This is a genomic window from Marinobacter halotolerans (assembly GCF_008795985.1).
Lineage (GTDB): Bacteria > Pseudomonadota > Gammaproteobacteria > Pseudomonadales > Oleiphilaceae > Marinobacter > Marinobacter halotolerans.
Genome location: NZ_VMHP01000001.1, coordinates 22,458 through 45,921, shown reverse-complemented (window position 1 = coordinate 45,921; position 23,464 = coordinate 22,458). Strand labels below are relative to the sequence as shown.

Genomic DNA, 23,464 nt, shown 5'->3' with positions numbered 1-23,464 from the left:
CTAACACAGATGCTGTGATCGGGTCAGTGCTATCGGTGTCTTTTATTGTTGCGATCTGGTAAGCTCCGCGCCCTTAACTGAGCGAAGTTCCAATTTCATCAGACAATACTGAAACCATACCGTGACAATCCTTCCGCCATAGCGCACAAGCAATACCCTCTCTCTGAATTCTGAGCAAGGCTTAACCCCTGTATATCGTGTCGTTCCCGGGCAGGCGAAGCATTGTGTCTCAGCGCGTTATCAGTCTCTGTAATCTCGATCGGACCTACTGACTATGATCAATAGCCTCAAACAAAACTGGCTCTCCAACATACGCGGGGACCTCCTCGCCGGAATTGTGGTAGCCCTCGCCCTGATTCCCGAAGCCATTGCGTTCTCGATTATTGCCGGAGTGGACCCGAAGGTCGGGCTTTATGCCTCTTTCTGCATCGCCGTGGTGATCGCCTTTGTCGGAGGGCGCCCGGGAATGATCTCTGCGGCGACGGGCGCCATGGCGTTGCTGATGGTCACGCTGGTAAAGGAACATGGTCTTGAATATCTGCTGGCTGCGACCCTTTTGACCGGTGCGCTGCAAATTGTGGCCGGCTATCTCAGGCTTGGGTCGCTGATGCGGTTCGTGTCCCGATCGGTGGTGACGGGATTTGTGAACGCCCTGGCCATTCTGATTTTTATGGCCCAGTTGCCGGAGCTGACCAACGTAACCTGGCATGTGTACGCCATGACCGCTGCGGGCCTTGGTATCATCTACCTGTTTCCACTGCTTCCCCTGGTGGGCAAAATCCTGCCCTCGCCGCTGATCTGCATTGTGGCGCTTACGGCGGTCGCCATGGTCTACAACATTGATATTCGTACCGTGGGCGACATGGGTCAGCTGCCGGACACCCTGCCGATTTTTCTCTGGCCGGATGTACCGCTGAATCTGGAAACGCTGATGATTATCCTGCCTTATTCGGTCGGACTGACGGTGGTTGGTTTGCTGGAGTCCATGATGACAGCCACGATTGTGGATGACCTGACCGACACCACCAGTGATCGTAACCGCGAATGCAAAGGGCAGGGCATTGCCAATATCGGCTCGGGACTGCTGGGCGGCATGGCAGGCTGCGCGATGATTGGCCAGTCCATCATTAACGTTAAATCCGGTGGCCGCACCCGGCTCTCGACCCTGACCGCCGGTGTGTTCCTGCTGATGATGGTGCTGGTGCTGGACCAGTGGCTGGTACAGATTCCCATGGCGGCACTGGTGGCCGTAATGATCATGGTGTCCATCGGCACCTTCAGCTGGGCTTCAATCAAGAATCTGAAAGAGCACCCGCTCTCCACCAACATCGTCATGGTGGTTACGGTCATTGTTGTAGTGGCAACCCATAACCTAGCCTTTGGTGTACTGGCGGGCGTATTGCTGGCTGCGCTGTTCTTTGCCAACAAGATTGGCCACTACATGCTTGTGAATTCCGACTATGACGAGGCCACCGACACCCGCACTTACACGGTGATCGGCCAGGTCTTCTTCAGTTCGTCTGAGAAATTCATCGAATCCTTTGATTTTAAAGAAGCAACGGATAATGTGGTGATCGACCTCAGCCGGGCGCACTTCTGGGACATCACCGCTGTCGGCGCTCTGGACAAAGCGGTTGTGAAGTTCCGCCGCGAGGGCGCGGACGTGGAAGTGATCGGCCTGAACGAGGCCAGCGCAACCATTGTGGACCGCTTTGGCGTGCATGATAAACCCGATGCCGTTGAACGCTTGATGGCCCACTGACGGAGATAGAACAATGACCATTGAAAACCGTGAGGACGGGGCTCCGGAATCCTTGCAACCATTGCAGGTTGTCGCTTGCATCGACGGCTCTGAGGCTGCACTTGCCGTGTGTGATTACTCTGCCTGGGCCAGCCAGCGCATGGGTGCCCCGCTGATGCTGCTACATGTACTGGACGAGGAAAAGTATCCTGCCAGAACCGACATGAGCGGCAGCATTGGCCTTGGCAGCCGCGAACAGCTTCAGGAAGAACTGGTCAGCCTGGATCAGGAGCGCAGCAAGCTTGCCCTGAAACACGGGCATGTGTTGCTGGACGAGGCGGAAAAGCGGGTTCTTGCCGACGGCATGGACAAAGCAACCAAACGCCAGCGTCACGATGATCTGGCCAGCTCACTGGTGGAGCTTGAGTCGGATTCCCAGCTATTCGTTATGGGCCTGCACGGTGAAAGCAGCGCCGCGGCGGGCCGGCACGTGGGCAGCCAGCTGGAAACGGTTATCCGCAGTGTTCACCGGCCCATCTTGATGGTGCCGGATGAATACGTTCAGCCCCGCAGTGCCATGCTTGCCTTTGATGGCAGTGCTACGGCGTTCCGTAGCATTGAACTGCTGTCCGCCACACCTGTGTTCCATGGTATGCCACTGCATCTGGTACTGGTGGGCGCCGACACCGCCGAGCATCAGGAACAGCTCAAGCGGGCAGAGCGGTTGCTGTCCGATCAGGGTTCCGAGATTCACCCGGCTATCCGGCAGGGGGATGTGGAGCAGACACTGCACGCCTATCAGGAAGAGCACAACATCGACATTCTGATCATGGGTGCCTATGGTCATTCCCGCATTCGCCAGTTCCTGGTGGGAAGCACCACCACCCGAATGCTGGAAACCGCTAAGAAACCGCTGGTGATACTCCGCTAATGGGCCGGGTTCAGCTGATCAAGATAGCTGAGCCCGGCCTCGTGTCCCTCCTGATATCCATCGTCCAGTAGCTTCGGGTTTCGCGTCAGCCGGCCAACGGCAAAAGCGCTGGTCGGAGCGATAACATGGACGGTGCAGTCTTCGGGCGGGTTCTCGATGAAAGACAGGGTGGCGTTGTAGCGTTCTGCCCGACGCAGAGAGACCTCGGCAAGGGCAGGATAGTCCCGGAACAGACGCTTGGGCACGAAGGGAAACTTCTGTGGTTTTTTACGGTAGCCGGCAGGGCGTGACAGCACCACGGTAATGTCCCGGGCACCGTCCTCGTAGGCCTTTACCACTGGAATGGCATCGGCCAGGCCGCCGTCTGTCATCGGTTCGCCATTGACTTGCGGGTAATCCCGGTAGGCAATGGGGATAGAGCAGGAGGCAGTGACCACTTCATGCAGGTTCTGTTCGTTCACCCGGAAATAACAGGGCTTCCCGGTCACGGCCGATGTGGTGGTCACCCATAGTTCGGTTGTCCCGTTCAGGTAGTTCCCCAGGCTCAGGGGCACATCCTTGAACGACTGCTGCCAGAGCCACCCAACGTCACACAGGTGACCGCCGCGGGCAAAGCGCTTCCAGTCAATAAAATCCGGCTGGCAGGCGTGACCGGTGATGATTTGCCGGCTTCTACCATGATCTCCTGCCAGATACCCCACCAGATTCGTGGCGCCTGCCGAAACACCATAGGCTCTATGGAACGGGTGGTAGTCGCGTTCCAGGAAAGCATCAAGAACGCCCGCCGCAAAAATACCCCGCATGGCGCCACCTTCAACCACCAAAGCTCTGAATCCGTTCTCCATTGACATCCTGGTCGGTTTGCCTCCTTTTTGCGCATCTGATCCCCGAGAGACCGCTTTATAAAAATATCATTATTGCTTATAACGAGCATTGGTTTCGAATCCGTTCAGCGTCACGACCGAGTCAGTTTCGATTGATACCCCCGACGGTCTGATTACATACTGATGCCGTACTGTTTCCCGCGTAAATTAGATGAAAGGAGACAAATCTTATGGCAGACAAACCCGTAATTCTGATAACCGGTGCTTCCTCGGGTATTGGTGCGGAAACCGCACGGGCGGCCGCGAAACAGGGCTATAGGCTGGTGCTGGCGGCGCGTTCGCAGGACAAGCTTGCCGGCCTTCGCGATGAACTCGGTGGTGAGAGCAACGTGCTAACCGTTCAGTGCGATGTGCAAAGTGGAGAGGACCAGCAGAATTTGGTGAGCCAGGCACTGAAAACCTTCGGGCGCATTGACGCAGTATTCGCCAATGCCGGCCGCGGCGGAGAGCCGGGTGGCTTTAGCGCGGCCGATCCGGATGTGTGGAAGGACATGATCCTGACCAATATTCTGGGTGTCGGCCTGACCATCCAGCATTGCCTCCCGGCACTGCGGGAAAGTAGGGGGCACCTGCTGCTGACCGGCTCGGCGGCTGGGCGAACCACCATCCCCGGTTCGATGTACAGCGCCACCAAGTGGGCAGTGTCTGCCATCGGCTATGGCGTTCGCGAAGAGCTTCGGGGGTCAGGTATCCGTGTCACGCTGATTGAGCCAGGCATGGTGGATACGCCCTTCTTTGATTCGCCGCCCGCTCATGCACTTAAACCGGAGGATGTGGCCAACGCCGTCATGTACGCTGTGGTTCAGCCTGCTCACGTGGATGTGAACGAAATTCTTGTGCGGCCAACACCTTTGGTTGAATAGATCTTATGAAGGGGGCGCTTACCAGGCCAGCCAGATAATATGGTAGGCGCCTTTACCGGGGCGCAGGCCACGGACGGTAACGGGCTCTACCGAGAACCCGGCCCCGCGCAGTCTCTCTGTAAAGGAATGCTCTGGCCCGGCGGACCAGTAGGCCAAAACGCCGTCTGGTCGCAGGGCTTTCTGGGCTGCAGCGATACCCGCTGTTGAGTAGATCCAGTTGTTTTCCTTTCTTGTCAGCCCTTCTGGGCCATTGTCGACGTCCAGAAGAATGGCATCCCATTGGCCGTCGCTCTTTTTTAGGATTTCAGCCACATCCCCGATTTGCACAATCGCTCTGGGGTCGTTGAGTGGGTTGCCAGCCGCTGCCCCCAGCGGGCCGCGATTCCAGGTCTCCACCTCAGGAACCAGCTCGGCTACTGTCACCTGAGCGTCTTTGCCCAGCGCCGCCAGTGCCGCAGCCAGCGTAAAGCCCATACCCAGTCCGCCGATCAGAACCCGGGGTGACGGTTGCTCTGCAATACGCTCGCAGGCCAGGGTTGCAAGTGCATCTTCTGACCCATGAACCCGGCTGTTCATCAACTCGCCGGTAGTGCCGGCAATCTTGATGGAAAATTCCTCATTGCGCTGCAACAAACGCAGCTGCGTACCGTTGCCGGGGATCGTTGCAGTGCCGATTTCGGTAAAACGGGCCATTGTTTTTCCAGATCGTTGATGGAGTTCGAATGTTTGCACAGAGGCCATAACGAATGCCATAAGGAGGGTAGGATCAGCGATTCATATTCTTCATCTTTGTTTGTTGATCAGTGAGAAGAGGCCGATCACGCAAGTCAGAGACCTTATGACTTAACGCCCGAATTCCCGGATTCATTGGGGGTGTCAGATGGTACCCCCGGCAGGACTCGAACCTGCTACCTTCCCCTTAGGAGGGGGACGCTCTATCCAGATGAGCTACGGGGGCATTAACGCGAGAAGGGCGGTATGATAGCGGCCGAACGGCTGTGGCTCAAGGTGCGTTGGTTTTTGCGTCCCGGTTGCAGCCACAGGGCCTATGTTTTCTGTAGGGGGCATCTTGCCGCACCGCTTTTCATTGAGTGTGATTATTCCCGTCTGGCGCGAAGCCGGCGCTATCGAGTCAACGCTGTCCGGGTTGCAGGCGCTGCGTGCGCTTGGCCACGAAATCATTGTGGTGGATGGTGGCAGTGACGATGACACGGCGCGGCTGGCTGGTCCGCTTTGCGATCGGGTGGTGGTTTCGGAGCTGGGCCGGGCCGTGCAGATGAATGCCGGAGCTGATGTCGCGCTTGGCGATGTTCTGCTGTTTCTCCACGCGGATACGCGTCTTCCCGCCAGCGCAGTTTCCCGCCTCTCTGAATTCGCCGAATCCGACGCTGCCTGGGGCCGGTTCGATGTGCGCCTTACCGGCCGACGCCGGCTGTTTCGGGTAATTGGCTGGTTCATGAGCCAGCGGTCGCGGCTGACCGGTATCGCCACCGGCGACCAGGCAATCTTTGCGCGCCGGTCGGTGTTCGAGAAAATGGGTGGCTTTGCGCCCGTACCCTTGATGGAAGATGTGGAACTGTCCTCGCGCTTGAAGCAGGTTTCCCGGCCTTTCTGCATTTCCGATCCGGTAATCACGGACAGTCGTCGCTGGCAGAAAAATGGGCCCTGGCGTACGGTCTTTTTGATGTGGCGGATACGCTGGCGATACTGGCGGGGCGCATCCCCGGAGTCGCTGGCAAAACTTTATCGGGCGGATGTACGCAATGCGAAATAAGTCAGCGGAAGCGGCACTGGTTATGCAGTTTGCCAAGTGGCCGGAGCGCGGTCGAGTGAAAACCCGCCTGATGCCGGAATTGGGCGAGCAGGGCGCCCTGGCGGCCCACGTTGCCCTGAGCCTGGCGGTGCTGGAACGGCTTTGCGCCAGTGGTTATGAGGTTCGGTTCCTGTGGGATCGATCGCTGCCCGAAACGCCGCAGCCAGCCGGGCCCATTATTGAACGCATACAGGCCCTTGGCGTTAAGCAGGGCACCCAGCAGGGGGATGTGTTGGGTGAGCGAATGGAGGCGGCGCTAGCACAGGGGCTGGCGGAGTTCCCCAAAGCGCTGATTGTGGGCAGTGACTGCCCTTCCGTGGACCCAGGCTACGTGCAGCAGGCGGTTCAGGCGCTGGAAACCGCTGATGTGGTGCTCGGACCTTCGGACGACGGCGGCTATGTGCTCATTGGCGCGCGCACCCATCGGCCCGGCATGCTGGACAGGATAAGCTGGGGCACCGATCAGGCCCTGGAACAGACCATCGCCCGGCTGGCCGAGGTCGGCCTGTCCTGTGCCCAGCTACCACCGCGATGGGATGTCGATGAGCCCGGGGACTGGCAGCGGTTTGTTGACCAGTTCCCGGGCGACTGCTCTCTTACCTGACGTCAGGGGGCAGGCACGTAAGGGCGCTGGCGCAGCATGTCCATCACCGACTCTGCGCCCGACGCTTCCTTCCGGGTGATTACCCGCAGGGCCTGCTGGCGTTCAACTACCTTGCTCTGGAAAGTTTCCATCAGGTCCGCATGAGACACTTTGCGAATGGCCTCGGCCAGCTGTTGCCGGGAATCGAAGTCTGTTTCTCCCCGGTCAATTTCCTGCCAGTAGCGCTGGGAAATCTCCCCCAGTTGCCGGTCGGCCTCCAGCAGCTTGCTGATCACCGCCTGTTTCTCCCGGGTCAGATCTGAGGGTTTCATATCCGCAAGCGTGTTCATGAACGCTTTCGAAAAGTCCTGTACCGCGGCATTAATGACATCGGGACTGGCGGAAGGCGATTGCACCACAAATCCCAGTGCCGGCGTTTCCAGAATTTCGTAGGGCATGGCATAGACGATGTAGCCAAGCTGCCGGTTTGTGCGAATTTCCTCGTAGAACGGGCTGGCGACAATCTGTGCCAGCAGCCGGTAGGTGGCGCGCTCGGCAACGCCGGTGCTATCACCCTGGGCGTAAAGCGTGTAGCCGGTGTCGGGATGGTCCACTTCGATCGCCACCACTGTCTCGCTTTCCGGCAAAGTCCGCACGTGGCTGCGGGGAACCTCTGTCAGTTCGCTCTGTTGCAACACCGAAGCACTGATCTGCCGGGCGTAATTAAGGGCAGACGCCGGGGTCAGATTGCCGTGGGCGAGCATTACCGGATCAACCTGTGACAGAAACGCTTCTGCGAAGGACTGTAGCTCGTCAAAGGTGACGCTGCGCGCCGCCGCAAGTTTCTCTTCCGTGCTGAAGACGTTCTCGATCAGCGCGGTCTGTATAAATTCCGAAGTCTGCTCGACCGGGCGATCTTTGGCCTTGTTGAGCAGGCCATCGATCATACGCTCCCGGGTAATGTTGAATCGCTGTTGCGTCAGGGTAGGGTCGGCGATCTGGGTCAGCATCCGCATCATCAGGGTGTGCAGTTTATCGTTGTATCCGCCCACGCGGATGGTGATGCCCCGCAGGTGTGAATAGATGCTGTAATCCAGACCCGCAAGTTGCGCCGGGTAGGCCCAGGCATTGAGGTTGGTCTCGATGGCATCAATCAACAGGCCAGACAGCACGTTGCTGCGCGCCGATGCGGTGGTAGCCGGTGTTCTTAGTCCGATAAACACATTGGCTTTAGGGGTATCAAAGCGGACGTCCCGGGCGTACCAGATATTAATGCCATCAACCTTGCCAAGGGACACCGGCTCGCCCATGGTCGGGCCTGAAATCATGGCTAGATCTTCGGGGATGAAAGGGTTGTCCATTGGCAACGCCAGGTTCGCTGCACGACTGGCTGCCGCAGGGTTAATGGACCCCTTTTCCAGCGGTTCGATGGCATATTCGGCATCGTACCACTGGGTTTTGCGGGCGGATTCCAGCTCCGGGTCCGGTGCCTGTATTGCAACCAAGACGTTTTCCGGAGTCAGGCGCTCAAGGATGTCCCGGTACTGGCCAGGAACGTAATTCTCCATCATCCAGGGGGCACGCAACACGTCTTCCGGTGCCACATGGGGCATCTGCATTGAAAGTCGAGTGACGGCACTGATCGGATCCTGATTTTCACGAAAGCGAAAATCAATGTTGGCCAGTTGCTTCATTTCCTCGAACCGGGATCTGGAGATGCCTTTGTTACGGATCTTGTCGATGTAGGCGAAGGTGAGGTCAAGAATGCTGTCGGTTTTCTTGAGGCCCTCTGGCGTCAGCGACATGCTGATTTCCACGGTTTCCTGGGTGCCGGTATCCATGCCGCTGCCAGCGGACAGGCTTTCCACCAGGCCGGCCTGCTTCAGCTGGGTGAACAGGCTGCCTGGTCCCTCATGGCCCAGCAGGCTGGCAATGTAATTGACCGGTTTGTCTCGATAGTGCTTCTGCTGTGACGGAATCGGAAAAGAAAGGGACAGGGTGCGAATGTCTTTCAGGGCATCTACTTCAACCCGGGCGGGCAGGGTGCCCGGCTCATACAATGGCTCCTCAAAGGTTTTGATGTCCAGGTTCCGGTTTTCAATGTCGCCGAAGCGCTCCCGGACCATGGTTTCCAGTTTATGCAGGGACTGCGGGCCATAAACCGCCAGGGTCATCAAGTTGGATGAGTAGTTCGCCTTCCAGAAATCAATCAGGTCCGGCCGCAATGGGTCGGCGTCGGTGTTCTGGAGGGTGGTCAGATTGCCTACCGCAAACTGATGAAAAGGATGTTCCGGATTGCTTATGGCCTTTTTCACGGAATAGAAACGCCGGCCATCCTCTTTCTGTTTGGAGCTGAATTCCGAGTGCACGGCCTGGCGCTCGCGGTCGACCAGTTCGGGCGTAAACAGCGGTGCGGCGAACTGTTCGGCAAAGCGGTCCAGTGCCGCTTCCAGATGTTCGGCCTGTATGTCGAAGAAATAATTGGTATCGCGGAAAGCGGTGAACGCGTTATGGCTGCCACCATGACTTTTGATGAACTGCTGGTACTCGCCCGGGTCCGGATATTTTTCGGTACCCAGAAACAGCATATGTTCAAGAAAGTGGGCCATGCCCTCGCGATCAGCCGGGTCGTTGCCGCTGCCAACGGCTACATTCATGGACGCCGCAGCCTTGTCGGAATCAGGGTCGCTGATCAGAAGCACTCTCAACTCGTTATCGAGGGTAATGTACCGGTAATCGTTGTCATCGTTGGGGCTTTTGATGGGAGCACTCGCCGCCAACGCCTGGCCGGTCATCATTATCAGGGCCAGCAGGGCGAGCCCTGCCGACCGGAGTAGTGTCATCTGATTCATATCGCCCGCCTGTCAGTGAATCTGTGCGTTTCGGGTTGTTTCCGGTTGCTGGTCCAGGGTTTTGCGCGCCAGGCTGGCGGCAGCCTGGGCATCAAGCTGGCCACTGGCTATTCGCTCAAGCACGGTGCTCATCACCGCCACCGCCTGGTGATAATCCGCAAATTCGGCCTTGAAGGCCTTGTCGATTGCCTCGTACACCGCCTGAATTTTCTCTTCTCGGCTACCGGCGTCTGCCGCGGTGTCGTTGATGGCCTTCAGGCAGGCGCGGGCAATGGTGATGTATCGGTCAGCATTCGGATCACTGTTCTGCATAGTACGTATACCAGATCGAAATGGAGTGGAAGACGGAAAAAACGCGCATCTGATTATGTCACTGCTGGCGGCCAGTTTCATTTCAAGGGTGTAATGACGGCGATTTGCGGGCAGCCTGAAAACCATGTGCTAGTCTCAATTTCAGTATGCCTTATGTATGGACAGATCGTATTGCAGCCCCGGGCTGATTTATAGAGTAGAAGCTCTAAATAAAACAATGGCTTAAATGAGTATTTGCTCTAAAAAAGTTCAATACATGAGGAATGCATTTGAGTACAATGCCAACGTTTTCTGCCAAGGGTCGGCTACTGGTTCCGGTCAGAGCGGAAAACAGGGACAGACAACAATTGTTTTATAAGCAGGGTGGATAATCAATGAACTACTTTCTGACGGGTGGCACCGGTTTTATCGGACGTTTCCTCGTTGACAAGCTGCTGGCTCGTGGTGGCACTGTTTACGTTCTGGTTCGGGAACAATCCCAGGGCAAGCTGGATGTGCTGCGGGAGCGATGGGGCGCTGACGAGAACCGAGTCAAGGCGGTGGTTGGTGATCTTACCAGCCCAAACCTGGGCATCGATGCCAAGACCATGAAATCGCTGAAAGGCAACATTGATCATTTCTTCCACCTTGCCGCCGTCTACGATATGGGTGCCGATGAAGAGGCCCAGCAGGCGACAAACATCGAAGGTACCCGCAGCGCGGTAAACGCCGCTGAGGCCATGGGCGCGAAATGCTTCCATCATGTGTCGTCTATTGCTGCCGCCGGCCTGTTCAAGGGCACTTTCCGAGAAGATATGTTCGAGGAAGCGGAGAAGCTTGATCACCCCTACCTGAAGACCAAGCACGAATCCGAAAAGGTGGTTCGCGAGAGCTGCAAGGTGCCTTTCCGCATCTATCGTCCGGGTATGGTGATCGGGCACTCCAAGACCGGTGAGATGGACAAGGTCGACGGCCCCTACTACTTCTTCAAGATGATCCAGAAAATCCGTCACGCACTGCCGCAGTGGGTTCCTACTATCGGTGTCGAAGGCGGATACCTGAATATCGTGCCGGTAGACTTTGTGGTCAACGCGCTTGACCACATTGCTCATCTGGAAGGGGAAGATGGCAACTGTTTCCACCTCGTGGATTCAAGCCCAAACAAGGTTGGCGAAATTCTGAACATCTTCGCCGAAGCGGGCCATGCGCCGCGCATGGCGATGCGTATTGATTCGCGGATGTTCGGTTTCATCCCGCCGTTTATCCGCCAGAGCCTGAAAAACCTGCCGCCGGTGAAGCGCCTCACGTCTGCGGTTCTGGACGATATGGGTATCCCGCCGTCAGTGCTGTCCTTTATCAATTATCCGACCAAGTTCGATGCCCGGGAGACCGAGCGCGTGCTGAAGGGCACGGATATTGAAGTGCCCAGGCTGGAAGATTATGCACCCGTCATCTGGGATTTCTGGGAGCGCAATCTGGATCCCGATCTGTTCAAGGATCGCACCCTGCGTGGCACGGTAGAGGGCAAGGTGTGTGTGGTCACCGGCGGTACCTCGGGCATTGGCCTGGCGACGGCTGAAAAGCTTGCCGATGCAGGCGCAATTCTGGTCATTGGTGCGCGGAAGAAGGAGCGACTGGCAGAAGTGGCAGCGGAACTCGAAGCCCGCGGCGGTAATGTCCATGCCTACCAGTGCGATTTTGCTGAAATGGACGACGCTGATCGTTTCGTGAAGAGCGTTCTGGATAACCACGGCCATGTGGATTTCCTGATCAACAACGCCGGCCGTTCAATCCGTCGTTCACTGGACCTGTCCTTCGACCGCTTCCACGACTTTGAACGCACCATGTCTCTGAACTACTTCGGCTCTGTTCGCCTGATCATGGGCTTTGCACCGAAAATGCTCGAGCGTCGTCGCGGTCACATCGTCAACATTTCGTCTATCGGTGTGCTGACCAACGCGCCGCGTTTCTCGGCCTATGTAGCGTCGAAATCCGCCCTTGATGCGTTCAGCCGTTGTGCAGCGTCAGAATGGTCGGACCGTAATGTCACATTCACCACCATCAGTATGCCGTTGGTGAAGACGCCTATGATTGCACCGACCAAGATCTACGACTCGGTTCCGACCCTGTCACCCGACGAAGCAGCGGATATGGTGGCCAACGCTCTGATTTACCGTCCGAAGCGCATCGCAACCCGTCTGGGCACCTTCGCTCAGGTGCTGCACGCAGTCGCGCCGAAGATGGGTGAGATCGTGATGAACACCGGTTACCGGATGTTCCCCGATTCCCCGGCGGCCGCTGGCAGCAAATCCGGCCAGAGGCCCAAGGTATCGACCGAGCAGGTGGCGTTTGCCTCCATTATGCGCGGTATCTACTGGTAAGCGATTCGGCTTTGAAAAAAACCCCGCTTCGGCGGGGTTTTTTTATGGGGTTTCTTCGTCTGTCTCGGGCGGTGGTGGCGGAAATCCGCCAATCTCGCGCCAGCGGTTCACAATGCCACAGAACAGGTCGGCCGTTTTCTCGGCGTCATAGGCAGCGGAATGGGCTTCCTTGTTGCTGAAGGGAATACCGGCCAGTTTGCAGGCCTGGGCCAATACCGTGTGGCCATAGGCAAGTCCCGCCAGCGTAGCGGTGTCGAACGTGGAGAAAGGGTGGAACGGGTTGCGCCGTATATCGGCGCGCATGGCTGCTGCGAAGACGAAATTGTGGTCGAAGGTGGCGTTATGGCCAACCAGCACCGCACGCTTGCAGTCGTGTGCCTTCACTGCTTTGCGGATGGGACTGAAGATCTCGCTCAGGCCTTCCCGCTCTGGGACGGCTTCCCGTTCTGAACTCCATGGGTCAATCCCGGTGAAGTCCAGCGCGGATTGCTCCAGGTTGGCACCTTCGAATGGATCAATTTGCCGCAGATGAGTTTCAGAGCGTCTGAGCCAACCGTCCTCGTCCATGGTCAGAATCACCGCTGCGATTTCCAGCAGGGCATCGGTTTCCGGATTGAATCCGCCGGTTTCAACATCAACCACGACCGGCAGAAAGCCGCGGAAGCGGCGCGACATGGGGTGCGGCGGTTTGGTTTCTTCAGTCACTGGAACTCCAGAAATTTGTGTTTAGGCGACTTGCCAGAGTAGTTGCTCACCCGCCCTCAGGGGTACGATTTCACCGTCCGCCAGGGGGAGGGTCTGCGGCATCTGCCAGGGTGTCTTTACGAGGGTGACGGTATCCCGGTTTCGCGGCAGGCCGTAGAAGTCCGCTCCGTTGAAACTGGCGAAGGCTTCCAGATTCCCCAGCACCCCGAGTTCTTCGAAAACCTCGGCGTACAGTGGCAGGGCGCTGAAGGCGGAATAACAGCCAGCACAGCCGCAGGCGGTTTCCTTGCGGTCCCGGGAGTGAGGCGCGGAATCGGTTCCCAGGAAGAACCGGTGATCGCCGCTGACCACCGCATCCCGCAGTGCCTGCTGGTGGCGGTTACGCTTTAGAATTGGCAGGCAATAAAGGTGCGGCCGAATGCCGCCCACCAGCAGGTGGTTCCGGTTGTACATCAGATGCTGGGGGGTGATGGTTGCGGCTAGCCGGCCATCCTGGTGTTGCGAGACAAATTCGGCAGAATCCGCGGTGGTGATGTGCTCCAGCACCACTTTCAGGGCCGGGAATGCCTCCAGGGTTGGTGCCAGTACCCGCTCCAGAAATACCTTCTCCCGATCGAAGATATCGATGTCTGCATCGGTAACTTCGCCGTGAACCAGCAGCAGCATGCCACAGTCACTCATTGCCTGAAGTACCGGATAGATCCGGCGGATGTCGGTCACGCCTGATTCTGAATTGGTGGTCGCACCGGCGGGGTAGAGTTTGGCAGCAACAACGCCTGCGCTTTTCGCAACCCGTATGTCGTCCGGGGTGGTTGCCTCGGTCAGGTATAGGGTCATCAGCGGGGTGAAATTCGCGTCACCGGCGGCCGCCATTATTCGCTCCTGATAAGCCAATGCGGCGGCGGCGTCGGTCACTGGCGGCGTCAGGTTCGGCATGATGATGGCGCGGCCAAAATGGCGCGCGGTTGCCGGAACCACATCCTTGAGAATATCGCCGTCGCGGACGTGCAGGTGCCAGTCGTCAGGGCGGGTGATGGTGAGTTGATCGGTCATTTTGCGGTTCCGGCAGGGCTAAAAATTTGGCGGATTATACCAGAACCGACTCTCGATTGTTTCCGTCAGAGGCCTAAAGAATTGCCAACACCTGCCGTAAAGCACCGTAGAGTGAATTCAATTTACGGACCGGCAACATGGCCAGATTGTCAGACGATTCCCGGAGATTTTTGCGCGGCACCAGAGTGAGCGCTGCTGTGGCGTTGATCTTTGCCGCCATCACGCCTGGAATTCAGGCGGCAACCTATGGTGCGGGCATTGAAAACAGCCAGTGGTACCTGTCTCAGTCGGTGTTCGAGTGCACCCTGGTGCATGAGGTGCCGGGTTATGGGCGCGCAGTATTCAAGCACCGGGCCGGTGAGGATCTGTCTTTCTTCCTGGAATCGGAACTGGCCCTTATGCGCCCGGGTAACGGACGCATGGTCGTTGAGGCGCCGGCCTGGCGCCCCGGTATCAAGCCAAGGCCAGTGGGTATGGTATCGGTCTCTGACGGTCGGCGGCAGGTGCAGCTGGACGAGCGCAAGGCGATGATCCTGATCCAGGGGCTGATGGAGGGCATGAGCCCGACAGTCACCCGTGAATCCTGGTTCGACGGGCGTCCCGTGCGGGTTCGAGTCTCCAATATCAATTTTTCCGGGCAGTTTCCCGCCTATCGTTCCTGCACCGCCGGTTTGCTGCCGGTTAACTACGATCAGATCAAGCGCTCGCGGGTGCCGTTCGGTCCCGGCAGCACTAGCTTGTCAAACGCCGACCGAGGTCTTCTCGATAACATCGTGACCTACGTCCTGGCGGACTCCACCGTCGAGCGTGTGTTTGTGGATGGCCACACCGATAGCAGTGGCAGCCGAATTAACAATCGGGTTCTATCTGAGGAGCGGGCCAACGTGGTGGCGGATTATCTGACCAGCCAGGGTGTTCCGGAAGACCTGGTGATTGTGCGGGCCCATGCGGATCAGTATCCGGTGTCCAACCGGCCCGCAGATAACCGGCGGACCACCATTCGCCTTCAGCGGGAAGGCGAGCGTCCAGATTTGCAGCAGGCCCAGGGCTACGAGTCCGGCGCGCCAAACAGCTAGTAGCAGGTCAGTGAATCTGGCTGAGCACTTCCAGGTGGGCATTCACGCTTTCCGCCAGAGCCTTCAGGTGATACCCGCCCTCCAGCGTGGAGATGATCCGGTCGTTGGCGTGGTCACGGGCGACGCTGGCCAGCATTTCCGTCAGCCAGCGGTAGTCGTCCGCTTCCAGGTTCAGTTCCGCCAGCGGGTCCAGCTTGTGGCCGTCAAAACCCGCGGAAATCAGCACCATTTGCGGCCGGAAATCCTGCAGTCTCTTCAGCCACGCCTCTTCAACAATCTTCCGGTAGTTCAGGGCCGATTCGCCGGCTGAAATCGGCGTATTGATGATGTTCTCCGCCTGACGATGCACATGGGAGTGCGGGTAGAAGGGGTGCTGGAAGCTGGAGCACATCAGAATACGCTCATCGCCACCAACAATGTCCACGGTTCCATTGCCCTGATGCACATCAAAATCAATGATGGCGACCCGCTCCAGATGGTGGAAGTTCAGCGCGCGTTTGGCTGCCAGCGCGACGTTGTTGTAGAAACAGAAGCCCATGGATTTGCTGCGTTCGGCGTGATGCCCCGGGGGGCGGGCGCACACGAACGCGTTGGTGAGCTGGCTGCTGAGTACCATGTCCACTGCCTGAATATTGGCGCCGGCAGCAAGGCGGGCGGCCCTGAGGGTGTGGGGCATCATGGCGGTGTCGGGGTCGGTGTAAACGCGGCCCTTGGTGGGTTGCATCAGTTCCAGCTGGTGCAGGTAGCCCTCCGGATGCGCCAGCAGCAGCTGGTCGCGGGTGATTTCTTCCGGCTTTACCCAGTCCAGGGTCTGGTCCAGGCCGGTCTGGCCAAGATAGCTGATGATGGACGTCAGTCGCTCCGGGCACTCCGGGTGATCAGGCGCCATGACATGTCTGGTGTAATCGTCGTGAGAAAAAAATCCGGTTGTCATACGGCTGGCCCCGACACTCTGTTATTACTGTAATCTGGCAAATGTTATCAGGGATAATCGGCGCTTACCTGATTTCTTTGGTCGTAGATCCGCTGGAGCATTTCCCATTAATGCTCAAGCGCCTAAGATAGGAATCGGTCATCGCAGCAGAGTCAGGATTAACACCCACAAGGAGGCCAGCAGCGTGAGCACCCGTTATCTGGAAAGCCTGTTCAACCCCGGCTCGATCGTGGTGGTTGGCGCCTCGGAGCGCGCAGATAATCTCGGCGGCATGGTATTGCGCAACCTGATGGGTGGCGGTTACGAAGGCAAGTTGTGGGTGATTAACCGCAATCACTACGACAACGTTCATGGCGTTCCCTGCGTTCGCAAGGTCTCCCAGTTGCCCCAGCGCACAGATCTGGCGATCGTCTGCACGCCACCGGCAACGGTTCCCAAAATGGTTCGCAAGCTTGGGGAAGCCGGTATCCGCACGGCAATAGTGATGACCGGCGGCATGTCACGCAGTCACAGCAAAACCGGCCAGCCGCTGATGTATTCCGTGCGCAAGGCCGCCAGGGACAGTGGCATACGGGTGCTTGGCCCCAACACCATCGGCCTCATGGTACCCGCCCGCAAACTCAACGCCACCTACGCCCACATGGGTGCCATTCCGGGAAAGGTGGCGTTCATCGGACAGTCCGGCACCATCGCCAGCTCCATCATTGACTGGGCCTTTGCCCGGGGCGTCGGCTTTAGCTATTTCCTGACGCTGGGCGATGGCATGGACATCGACCACGATGACCTGATCGATTACCTGGCCCAGGATACCCAGACCCGGGCGATTCTCCTGCACATCGAAAGTATTCCCAATCCCAGGCGCTTTATGTCAGCAGTGCGCGTCGCTTCCCGTACCAAGCCGGTCATCGCGGTGAAAAGCGGCAGGGTTCCCGAATCAGAATGGATCCCCCACGAATTGCCGGCAGGCCTTACCCAGAGCGATCCTATCTATGACGCCATGTTGCAGCGGGCGGGTGTGCTGAGGGTGGACGGGCTAGGGCAGATGTTTGACGCCCTGGAAACGCTCACCCGGATGCGAGCCTTGCGTAAGGAAAGCCTGGCAATAATGGCGAATGGCGTGGGGCCCGGCGTGCTTGCTGTGGACCGGCTGGCGTCCCTGGATGGCGAACTGGCAAGGCTTTCGGACGATACGCTCAACGAACTGGGGGGGTATCTTCCTCCTTACTGGAGCCGTAAAAACCCTATCGATCTGGGGTATGACGCTTCGCCGGAGCTCTATGCATCTGCAGTAAAGATCCTCGCAAAGGATACCCAGATCACCAACCTCCTGGTGATGTACGCCCCCACGCTGACAGAAGACAGCCTGCAGATTGCCGATGCGGTGGTTCGGGCGGCCAAGGGTACTCGGCTGAATGTGTTCACCTGTTGGCTGGGGCAGAGCACAGTGATGGACGCCCGTGAAGAGTTTTACCGTGCGGGCCTGCCATCTTTCTTCAACCCGGAAAAAGCGGTGACGGCGTTCATGCAGCATGTTCGTCACCAGCGGGTACAGCGGCTGCTCACCGAAACACCGGAATCCTTCACCGATCACCTGGCTGACAGGTCCCAGACCCGACGTGTGGTGACTGAGGCGCTGCGGGACAGACGTTACTGTCTGACCAACAGGGAATCACGTGATGTGGTGCGGGATTACGGCATCAACACGGTCGATACCATCTACTGCGACGATGTAGAGGAGGTACTGGAGGCCTTTGCCGTTGAACGCCGCCCCATTGATATCACCCTGATTCACGAACGATCCTGTGTTCCCTTTGTTTCCATGAGTCCGGGTCAGCGACGCTACAAGGGCACGGTGCAGAAGCTGAACAGCGAAGGCGCGATCATAGACTCCTGCCGGTTTCTGATGGAGGAATACCAGTACCATTACCCGGACAGCGGATTTCTGGGTTATGCGGTGCAGCGTTCCTACCAGCATGTGGGTGGAATCGAATTCAGTGTCGGCATTACTCGCGACCACCTGTTCGGCCCGCTTGTGGTCTGCGGCGCCGCCGGTGCCCAGATCAATGTGATGACCGACCGTCAGATTGCACTGCCGCCGCTGAATATGGTGCTGGCCCGGGAGCTTCTGCGTCGAACCTATATGTACAAACTGCTGAACGAGCACAGTCTGAAGCCGGAAGAAGACATTCGGGCGGTGTCGGAAACCCTGGTCACCCTGTCACAGATCGTCATCGATATACCGGAAATTCGAGGGCTGGAGATCTCGCCACTGCTGTTCAATGATGACGGCGCCGTGGCAGTGAATATCGCCATTGATCTGTCTGAGCGGCCCGGTAAGCCCATTATCCAGGCCTATCCCCGGGAGCTTGAGGAGTGGATTGTGCTGCCCAAATCCGGTCGGCGAGTGATCATCCGCCCGGTACTGGCAGAGGATGAGCCCGCGCATCGGGCGTTTCATGAACTGCAGTCGCCTGAATCCATCCGTTACCGGTTTTTCCAGTACCGAAAGCATTTCTCCCGGGAAGACGTCGCCCAGATGGTACAGATCGATTACGACCGGGAAATGGTGTTCATCGCCAATGCGCCCCGGCAAGACGGCGAGGGTGAGGAAACCCTGGGCACGGTGCGGACCTGGACGGATGCTGATAATTTGCGCTGTGAGTTCGCGGTGATGGTGCAGGACGGCATGAAAGGCGAAGGCCTGGGCGTCGCCCTGATGCAGAAGATGATCGATTACTGCCGGGCCAGGGGCACGGTGGAGATGGTAGGTAATGTGCTGCCGGACAACCGGCCCATGCTGCGGTTGGCAGAACACCTGGGCTTCGAGATCCGTTACAACATGGAAGAGGATGTAATGGATTTGCTGCTGGTACTTAACGAACCCGAGAAAGACTGGCAGCGGGAGCGCCTGGATCAGAGCTCCCACTAGCCAGACCAGGCTGTCTCAGGCCTCTTCGACAATCGCTGAACGGTCTTCGCCGCCCAGGGCTTCCAGCAGCCCGGGGATCAGTCGGGACAGCTCCAGAGTCATCAGGGAGAAGGCTGCGTCAAAACGGGCGGCGGCGTCGTCAGCGTCCACATCATCCAGTTTTTCCTGGAGCGTCTCGCCAAACTTCAGTCGCTTGATGCCCAGTTCTTCATCCAGCACAAAGGACACGTTGTCGTCCCAGGTCAGGGACAGCTTGGTGACGAGCATGCCGGCGTCCAGGTGGGTGCGAATATCGTCACCCTGCAGGTCGAGACCCTTGCAGCGCACCACGCCGCCATCTTCGGACGGGTCTTTCAGTTCACACTCGGTACCCAGTTCAATGGTGGAGGGCAGATCGATAGATTCGCTCAGCCAGCCGGTAAAGGTGAACGAGGGCGCCTGCTCAACCGCCGGCGGGCGCACAGGCAGTGAGCCGATGCTTTTACGCAGGGTAGAGGCCAGATCTTCCGCCTGCTTGGCCGAGCCAGCGTCCACCACCAGTACCCCGTCGGCCGGCGACAGATAGGCGTAGCAGCGCCGGTTCTTGGAGAAGGCCCGGGGCAACATTTCCAGGGTGACTTCTTCTTTCAGCTCGTCTTTTTCCTTGCGGGCCACTTTGCGGCCCTGCTCAATTTCAATGGCTTCCGCTTTCTCGTCTACCAACTCCTTCACCACGGACGAGGGCAACAGCTTTTCCTCTTTGCGCAGGGCAATCAGGTAACAGCCACCAGCGCTGTGAACGAGCATGTCACTGTGCTTGCCCATCGGCGGCACCCAGCCCTGACGAGCGGTTTCCTGGGGACCGCAGGGCTTGAAGGCGTCCGCCTGAAGCTGTTCTTCCAGGGCTTCGGCGGTGATTTCAAATGGTTTGGTAAAACGGAAAATGCGGGCATTACGAAACCACATTGTGCGGGTCCTTTTGGGTGTTGTCGATTCAGAAAGGGGAGCGATGATACATCAAATTTTCATGATTTCGACTAACACTGTCTTAACAATAAATCCGACGACCCCCGCACCGAGGATGGTAAACAAGGCTATGGTGCCGAACCGGCCCGCCTGGGACTTTTTGGCCAGGTCCCAGACGATAAAGCCCATCCACACGATCAGGCCCGTCAGCAGGACCAGCATTGAGATTTGCGCGAAAACCGCTTCGCTCATGGCTCACTCCGAAGGGGTTGTGGCGTTTACTGTTCGTCTCGCAAAAATACCCAGTTATTCTCATCAGACTGCTCGTCACTGAAGCGGTAGCCCTCAAGGTCAAAGCCTTTCAGGTCGTCAGCCTGGGTAATATTGTTCTGGATGGCGTAGCGGCACATCAGGCCGCGTGCTTTCTTGGCGTAGAAGCTGATCATCTTGTACTGGCCGTTTTTCCAGTCCTTGAATTGCGGGGTGATCAGCCGGGCATCCAGCTCTTTTTTGCGGACGCTCTTGAAGTATTCGTTCGAGGCCAGGTTTACCAGCACACCGTCGTCCGCTTTTAGCAGGCGATTCAGCTCGTCGGTGATTTTGCTGCCCCAAAATGCGTAAAGGTCCTTGCCCCGGGTGTTTTCAAAGCGCGTGCCCATCTCCAGCCGGTAGGGCTGCATCAGGTCCAGCGGTTTCAGTACGCCATACAGGCCCGACAGAATGCGCAGGCGCTTTTGGGCAACCTCGAAGTCTTTATCGCTAAAGCTTTCTGCGTTCAGGCCAGTGTAGACGTCGCCCTTGAACGCCAGCACGGCCTGGCGGGCGTTGTCCGGCGTGAAGGGCGTCTGCCAGCTGCGGAATCGCTCGGCGTTGAGCTGCCCCAGCTTGTCACTGACACTCATCAGATTGCTGATGTCGTGGGGCTCCAGGGTTTTTAGCTGGTCTATCAGTTCGCAGGCGTCGTCCAGAAACTCTGGCTGAGTGTGCTTGGTAGTCGCCAGGGGGCTTTCATAATCCAGCGTTTTGGCGGGGGAAATAACCATCAACATGTCGGGTCATCCTCATCGAAGAAAGTTTATTAACTGGTCCCTGGTAAACGGCCAGTCCAGTTCCTCGCCGGTGTCGCTCCGGTGAAGGACCGGAATGCGTGTGCCATAACGCTCCACCAGTTTCTCGGACTGGGCAATGTCGATCGCGTCCACGGGAATCGGCTCGGGCATGGGCGTAGTGACCAGCAGAGCTTCCGCCACTTCACACAAATGGCAATTGGACGTTGTGTAAAAAATCAGTTCCATTACTTGGGCTGCGCGTCGATCTGCTGGCCGGTCACGTCGCGGCTGTCGGCGCCCATCAGGTATAGATAAACGGGCATCAGCTCCTCCGGTGTCGGATTCTGCTTGGGGTTCTCCGCCGGGTAGGCCAGCGACCTCATGCTCGTACGTGTCGCCCCGGGGTTCAGGCTGTTCACCCGAACATTGTTGCGTTCATCATCCAGCTCGTCGGCCATTAACTGGCTGAGGCCTTCAACGGCGAATTTCGACACAGCATACGCTCCCCAATAGGCCTTGGCTTTCCGGCCCACACCGGATGAGGTAAAGATCACCGACGCGTCTGGAGACTTTCGCAACAGGGGAATCATCGCGCGGCTGAGCAGAAAAGGCGCCGTGGCATTTACGTGCATGACCTTGTTCCAGATTTCCGGATCGTACAGCTCAACCGGGGTGCGGCTTCCCAGAATGGCGGCGTTGTGAAGCAGCCCGTCCAGGCGGTCGAAGTTATCTTCGATGGTCATTGCCAGCTCTTCGTAATCCTTCACCGCAGCGCCCTCAAAATTCAGTGGCACAATGGCAGGCTTGGGGTACCCGGCGGCTTCGATTTCATCGTAGATGGATTCGAGTTTGGAAACCGTGCGGCCCACCAGAATTACCGTGGCGCCATGGGCTGCATAGGCCTTCGCCGCAGCTCGACCAATGCCGCTGCCGGCACCTGTTACCATAATGATGCGGTCTTTGAGCAGATCTGCCGGGGCCTGGTAGTCCTTCATGGTGTTTCTCCGTTGGCAAATGGCGCTATTGTAACAGTTTTGCCAGGTCGCTGACCGTATTGACGACCTGATCGGCGTTCCAAAGATCAACGGTTTCCGGCTCTTCGATGTAGCCGTAGCGTACCGCGATGGTTCTCATGCCGGCGTTGCGGCCGGCTTCAATATCCCGCTCGTGGTCGCCCACATAGACCGCTTTTTCAGGCTCCGCTCCTGCCCGCTGGCAGGCCAGCAGAAGGGACTCGGGATGGGGCTTGCGCTCGGCAACATGATCCGGGCAGATCAGGGTGGCGCAGCGCTTATCAAGGCCCAGCGCCTGGATCAGCGGCGCCGCAAAGCGTACCGGCTTGTTGGTGACGATGCCCCAGGGTATGCCGCGGGCCTCCAATGACCTGAGCAGCTCGTCCATGCCCTCAAACAGGGTTGTCTCAACGGCGACACCGGCTTCGTACCGGTCGAGAAAAGCGGTGTGCAGTTCCAGGTAGCCGGGCTGATGCTGCTCGAGCCCGAAGCCGATGCGGATCATTGCCCGGGCACCGTTGGATACCGACCGGCGTATAAACTCGGGGGGGAGCGCCTCCAGGCTATGGAACGCACGGAGCTCGTTAAGACACCGGATAAAATCCGGAGCGGTATCGATCAGTGTGCCGTCCAGGTCAAACAGAACTGCAGAAGGTTGACGGGTCACGACGATGTTTCTTCCCCGCGTGTGTCGATGGCGTGCATCAGGTAATTCACATCCACGTCCCGGCCAAGCCGGTAGACCTTGGTAATTGGGTTATAGGTCATACCGGTCAGGTCGCTGACTTCAAGGCCAGCGTGGCGCAGATGGTTCGACATTTCCGAGGGACGGATGAATTTCTGCCATTCGTGAGTCCCCCGGGGTAGCAGCCGCAGCACGTACTCTGCACCGACAATGGCGAACAGAAAGGACTTGGGGTTACGGTTGATGGTCGACACAAAAAGGTGTCCGCCGGGCTTCAGCAATGCCGCGCAGGCTTTTACCACAGAGGCCGGGTCAGGGACGTGTTCCAGCATTTCCAGGCAGGCCACCAGATCGTATTGGCCTGCGTGCTCCGGATCCCTGGCAAGTTCTTCCACCGTCACCTGGCGATAATCGACGCTGACGCCGCTTTCCATACCGTGCAGCTTGGCCACCGAAAGCGGCGCCTCGCCCATATCGATACCGGTTACGTGGGCGCCCCGCTGGGCCATGCCTTCAGATAACAGGCCGCCGCCACAACCCACATCCAGCGCCCGCTTTCCCGCCAGCGGGCAGCGTTCCTCGATGTAGTTGAGCCGCAGTGGGTTGATGTCGTGCAGTGGTTTGAATTCGCTGGTGGGGTCCCACCAGCGGCTGGCCAGGGCATTGAATTTGGCGATTTCGCCCTGGTCTACATTCTGACGTTGGTCTGCGTTCTGGTCGCTCATGGCAATCTGCT

General features: G+C 58.0%; 22 protein-coding genes and 1 tRNA gene. 8 read left to right on the top strand and 15 right to left on the bottom strand.

The annotated features are described in order from the left end of the window. Window positions 1-274 precede the first annotated feature (274 nt). Together FPL19_RS00200 and FPL19_RS00195 are read left to right on the top strand one after the other, a co-directional pair. A complete protein-coding gene (locus FPL19_RS00200; protein ID WP_150909477.1) occupies window positions 275-1,762 on the top strand; it encodes a SulP family inorganic anion transporter in 1,488 nt (495 codons plus the stop codon). A 13-nt stretch (window positions 1,763-1,775) separates the two neighbouring features. Then, window positions 1,776-2,672 (top strand): universal stress protein, encoded by an 897-nt coding sequence (locus FPL19_RS00195; RefSeq protein ID WP_150909475.1) that lies wholly within the window; start codon window positions 1,776-1,778, stop codon window positions 2,670-2,672. Here FPL19_RS00195 and FPL19_RS00190 read toward each other — a convergent pair. Next, on the bottom strand, window positions 2,669-3,517 hold the full coding sequence (locus tag FPL19_RS00190; RefSeq protein WP_263656779.1) for a patatin-like phospholipase family protein: 849 nt from the start codon (window positions 3,515-3,517) through the stop codon (window positions 2,669-2,671). The two genes, FPL19_RS00195 and FPL19_RS00190, sit on opposite strands and share 4 nt — an antisense overlap. A gap of 209 nt (window positions 3,518-3,726) precedes the next feature. Between FPL19_RS00190 and FPL19_RS00185 the strand changes: the two genes are divergently transcribed. Further along, window positions 3,727-4,419, top strand: coding sequence for an SDR family oxidoreductase (locus FPL19_RS00185; RefSeq protein WP_150909471.1), 693 nt, complete (start codon window positions 3,727-3,729; stop codon window positions 4,417-4,419). Between the two features lie 18 nt (window positions 4,420-4,437). Here the strand turns inward: FPL19_RS00185 and FPL19_RS00180 are convergent, their stop codons facing one another. Both FPL19_RS00180 and FPL19_RS00175 read right to left on the bottom strand, forming a co-directional pair. After that, window positions 4,438-5,112: a spermine/spermidine synthase domain-containing protein gene (locus FPL19_RS00180; RefSeq protein WP_150909469.1), complete on the bottom strand. Its 675-nt coding sequence runs from the start codon at window positions 5,110-5,112 to the stop codon at window positions 4,438-4,440. A gap of 188 nt (window positions 5,113-5,300) precedes the next feature. Next, a tRNA-Arg gene (locus FPL19_RS00175) sits at window positions 5,301-5,377 on the bottom strand. 111 nt (window positions 5,378-5,488) lie between these two features. Here FPL19_RS00175 and FPL19_RS00170 point away from each other — a divergent pair. After that, on the top strand, window positions 5,489-6,193 hold the full coding sequence (locus FPL19_RS00170; RefSeq protein ID WP_225314234.1) for a TIGR04283 family arsenosugar biosynthesis glycosyltransferase: 705 nt from the start codon (window positions 5,489-5,491) through the stop codon (window positions 6,191-6,193). Continuing rightward, window positions 6,183-6,836, top strand: a complete 654-nt coding sequence (locus FPL19_RS00165) for a TIGR04282 family arsenosugar biosynthesis glycosyltransferase (protein ID WP_150909465.1) — start codon at window positions 6,183-6,185, stop codon at window positions 6,834-6,836. The genes FPL19_RS00170 and FPL19_RS00165 overlap by 11 nt, the downstream gene beginning before the upstream one ends. 2 nt (window positions 6,837-6,838) lie before the next feature. Here the strand turns inward: FPL19_RS00165 and FPL19_RS00160 are convergent, their stop codons facing one another. Next, window positions 6,839-9,667 (bottom strand): insulinase family protein, encoded by a 2,829-nt coding sequence (locus tag FPL19_RS00160; protein ID WP_404802785.1) that lies wholly within the window; start codon window positions 9,665-9,667, stop codon window positions 6,839-6,841. Between the two features lie 12 nt (window positions 9,668-9,679). After that, on the bottom strand, window positions 9,680-9,979 hold the full coding sequence (locus FPL19_RS00155; RefSeq protein WP_150909462.1) for a hypothetical protein: 300 nt from the start codon (window positions 9,977-9,979) through the stop codon (window positions 9,680-9,682). Window positions 9,980-10,353: 374 nt separating this feature from the next. On the opposite strand from FPL19_RS00155, the gene FPL19_RS00150 reads away from it, so the two are divergent. Then, window positions 10,354-12,339 (top strand): SDR family oxidoreductase, encoded by a 1,986-nt coding sequence (locus tag FPL19_RS00150; RefSeq protein ID WP_150909460.1) that lies wholly within the window; start codon window positions 10,354-10,356, stop codon window positions 12,337-12,339. A gap of 42 nt (window positions 12,340-12,381) precedes the next feature. Here FPL19_RS00150 and rnt read toward each other — a convergent pair whose 3' ends face one another. After that, complete coding sequence (rnt, locus tag FPL19_RS00145; protein ID WP_150912329.1) at window positions 12,382-13,014, bottom strand: ribonuclease T; 633 nt, start codon at window positions 13,012-13,014, stop codon at window positions 12,382-12,384. A 51-nt stretch (window positions 13,015-13,065) separates the two neighbouring features. Then, window positions 13,066-14,097 (bottom strand): dihydroorotase, encoded by a 1,032-nt coding sequence (gene pyrC, locus FPL19_RS00140; RefSeq protein ID WP_150909458.1) that lies wholly within the window; start codon window positions 14,095-14,097, stop codon window positions 13,066-13,068. A 137-nt stretch (window positions 14,098-14,234) separates the two neighbouring features. Between pyrC and FPL19_RS00135 the strand changes: the two genes are divergently transcribed. Further along, window positions 14,235-15,173: a flagellar protein MotY gene (locus tag FPL19_RS00135; protein WP_150909456.1), complete on the top strand. Its 939-nt coding sequence runs from the start codon at window positions 14,235-14,237 to the stop codon at window positions 15,171-15,173. A gap of 7 nt (window positions 15,174-15,180) precedes the next feature. Here FPL19_RS00135 and FPL19_RS00130 read toward each other — a convergent pair whose 3' ends face one another. After that, window positions 15,181-16,107 carry a histone deacetylase family protein gene (locus FPL19_RS00130; RefSeq protein WP_150909454.1) on the bottom strand — a complete coding sequence of 309 codons (927 nt, stop codon included), beginning with the start codon at window positions 16,105-16,107 and terminating at the stop codon, window positions 15,181-15,183. A gap of 184 nt (window positions 16,108-16,291) precedes the next feature. Between FPL19_RS00130 and FPL19_RS00125 the strand changes: the two genes are divergently transcribed. Beyond that, window positions 16,292-19,036 (top strand): bifunctional acetate--CoA ligase family protein/GNAT family N-acetyltransferase, encoded by a 2,745-nt coding sequence (locus FPL19_RS00125; RefSeq protein WP_150909452.1) that lies wholly within the window; start codon window positions 16,292-16,294, stop codon window positions 19,034-19,036. 15 nt (window positions 19,037-19,051) lie between these two features. On the opposite strand, the gene rdgC is transcribed toward FPL19_RS00125, so the two are convergent. Genes rdgC through ubiG form a run of 7 tightly spaced genes read right to left on the bottom strand, consistent with a single transcriptional unit; the run spans window position 19,052 to window position 23,453 of the window. Beyond that, window positions 19,052-19,981 carry a recombination-associated protein RdgC gene (gene rdgC, locus FPL19_RS00120; protein ID WP_150909450.1) on the bottom strand — a complete coding sequence of 310 codons (930 nt, stop codon included), beginning with the start codon at window positions 19,979-19,981 and terminating at the stop codon, window positions 19,052-19,054. A gap of 51 nt (window positions 19,982-20,032) precedes the next feature. Further along, entirely contained in the window at window positions 20,033-20,233 is a 201-nt protein-coding gene (locus FPL19_RS00115) for a DUF2788 domain-containing protein (protein WP_150909448.1), read from the bottom strand. 26 nt (window positions 20,234-20,259) lie between these two features. Further along, window positions 20,260-21,030, bottom strand: coding sequence for a peroxide stress protein YaaA (yaaA, locus tag FPL19_RS00110; RefSeq protein WP_150909446.1), 771 nt, complete (start codon window positions 21,028-21,030; stop codon window positions 20,260-20,262). A 12-nt stretch (window positions 21,031-21,042) separates the two neighbouring features. Continuing rightward, window positions 21,043-21,276 carry a glutaredoxin family protein gene (locus tag FPL19_RS00105; protein ID WP_150909445.1) on the bottom strand — a complete coding sequence of 78 codons (234 nt, stop codon included), beginning with the start codon at window positions 21,274-21,276 and terminating at the stop codon, window positions 21,043-21,045. Further along, on the bottom strand, window positions 21,276-22,025 hold the full coding sequence (locus FPL19_RS00100) for a YciK family oxidoreductase (RefSeq protein ID WP_150909443.1): 750 nt from the start codon (window positions 22,023-22,025) through the stop codon (window positions 21,276-21,278). The genes FPL19_RS00105 and FPL19_RS00100 overlap by 1 nt, the downstream gene beginning before the upstream one ends. A gap of 25 nt (window positions 22,026-22,050) precedes the next feature. Continuing rightward, window positions 22,051-22,710, bottom strand: coding sequence for an HAD family hydrolase (locus tag FPL19_RS00095; protein WP_404802784.1), 660 nt, complete (start codon window positions 22,708-22,710; stop codon window positions 22,051-22,053). Next, on the bottom strand, window positions 22,707-23,453 hold the full coding sequence (ubiG, locus tag FPL19_RS00090) for a bifunctional 2-polyprenyl-6-hydroxyphenol methylase/3-demethylubiquinol 3-O-methyltransferase UbiG (protein ID WP_150909439.1): 747 nt from the start codon (window positions 23,451-23,453) through the stop codon (window positions 22,707-22,709). The genes FPL19_RS00095 and ubiG overlap by 4 nt, the downstream gene beginning before the upstream one ends. Window positions 23,454-23,464 lie beyond the last annotated feature (11 nt).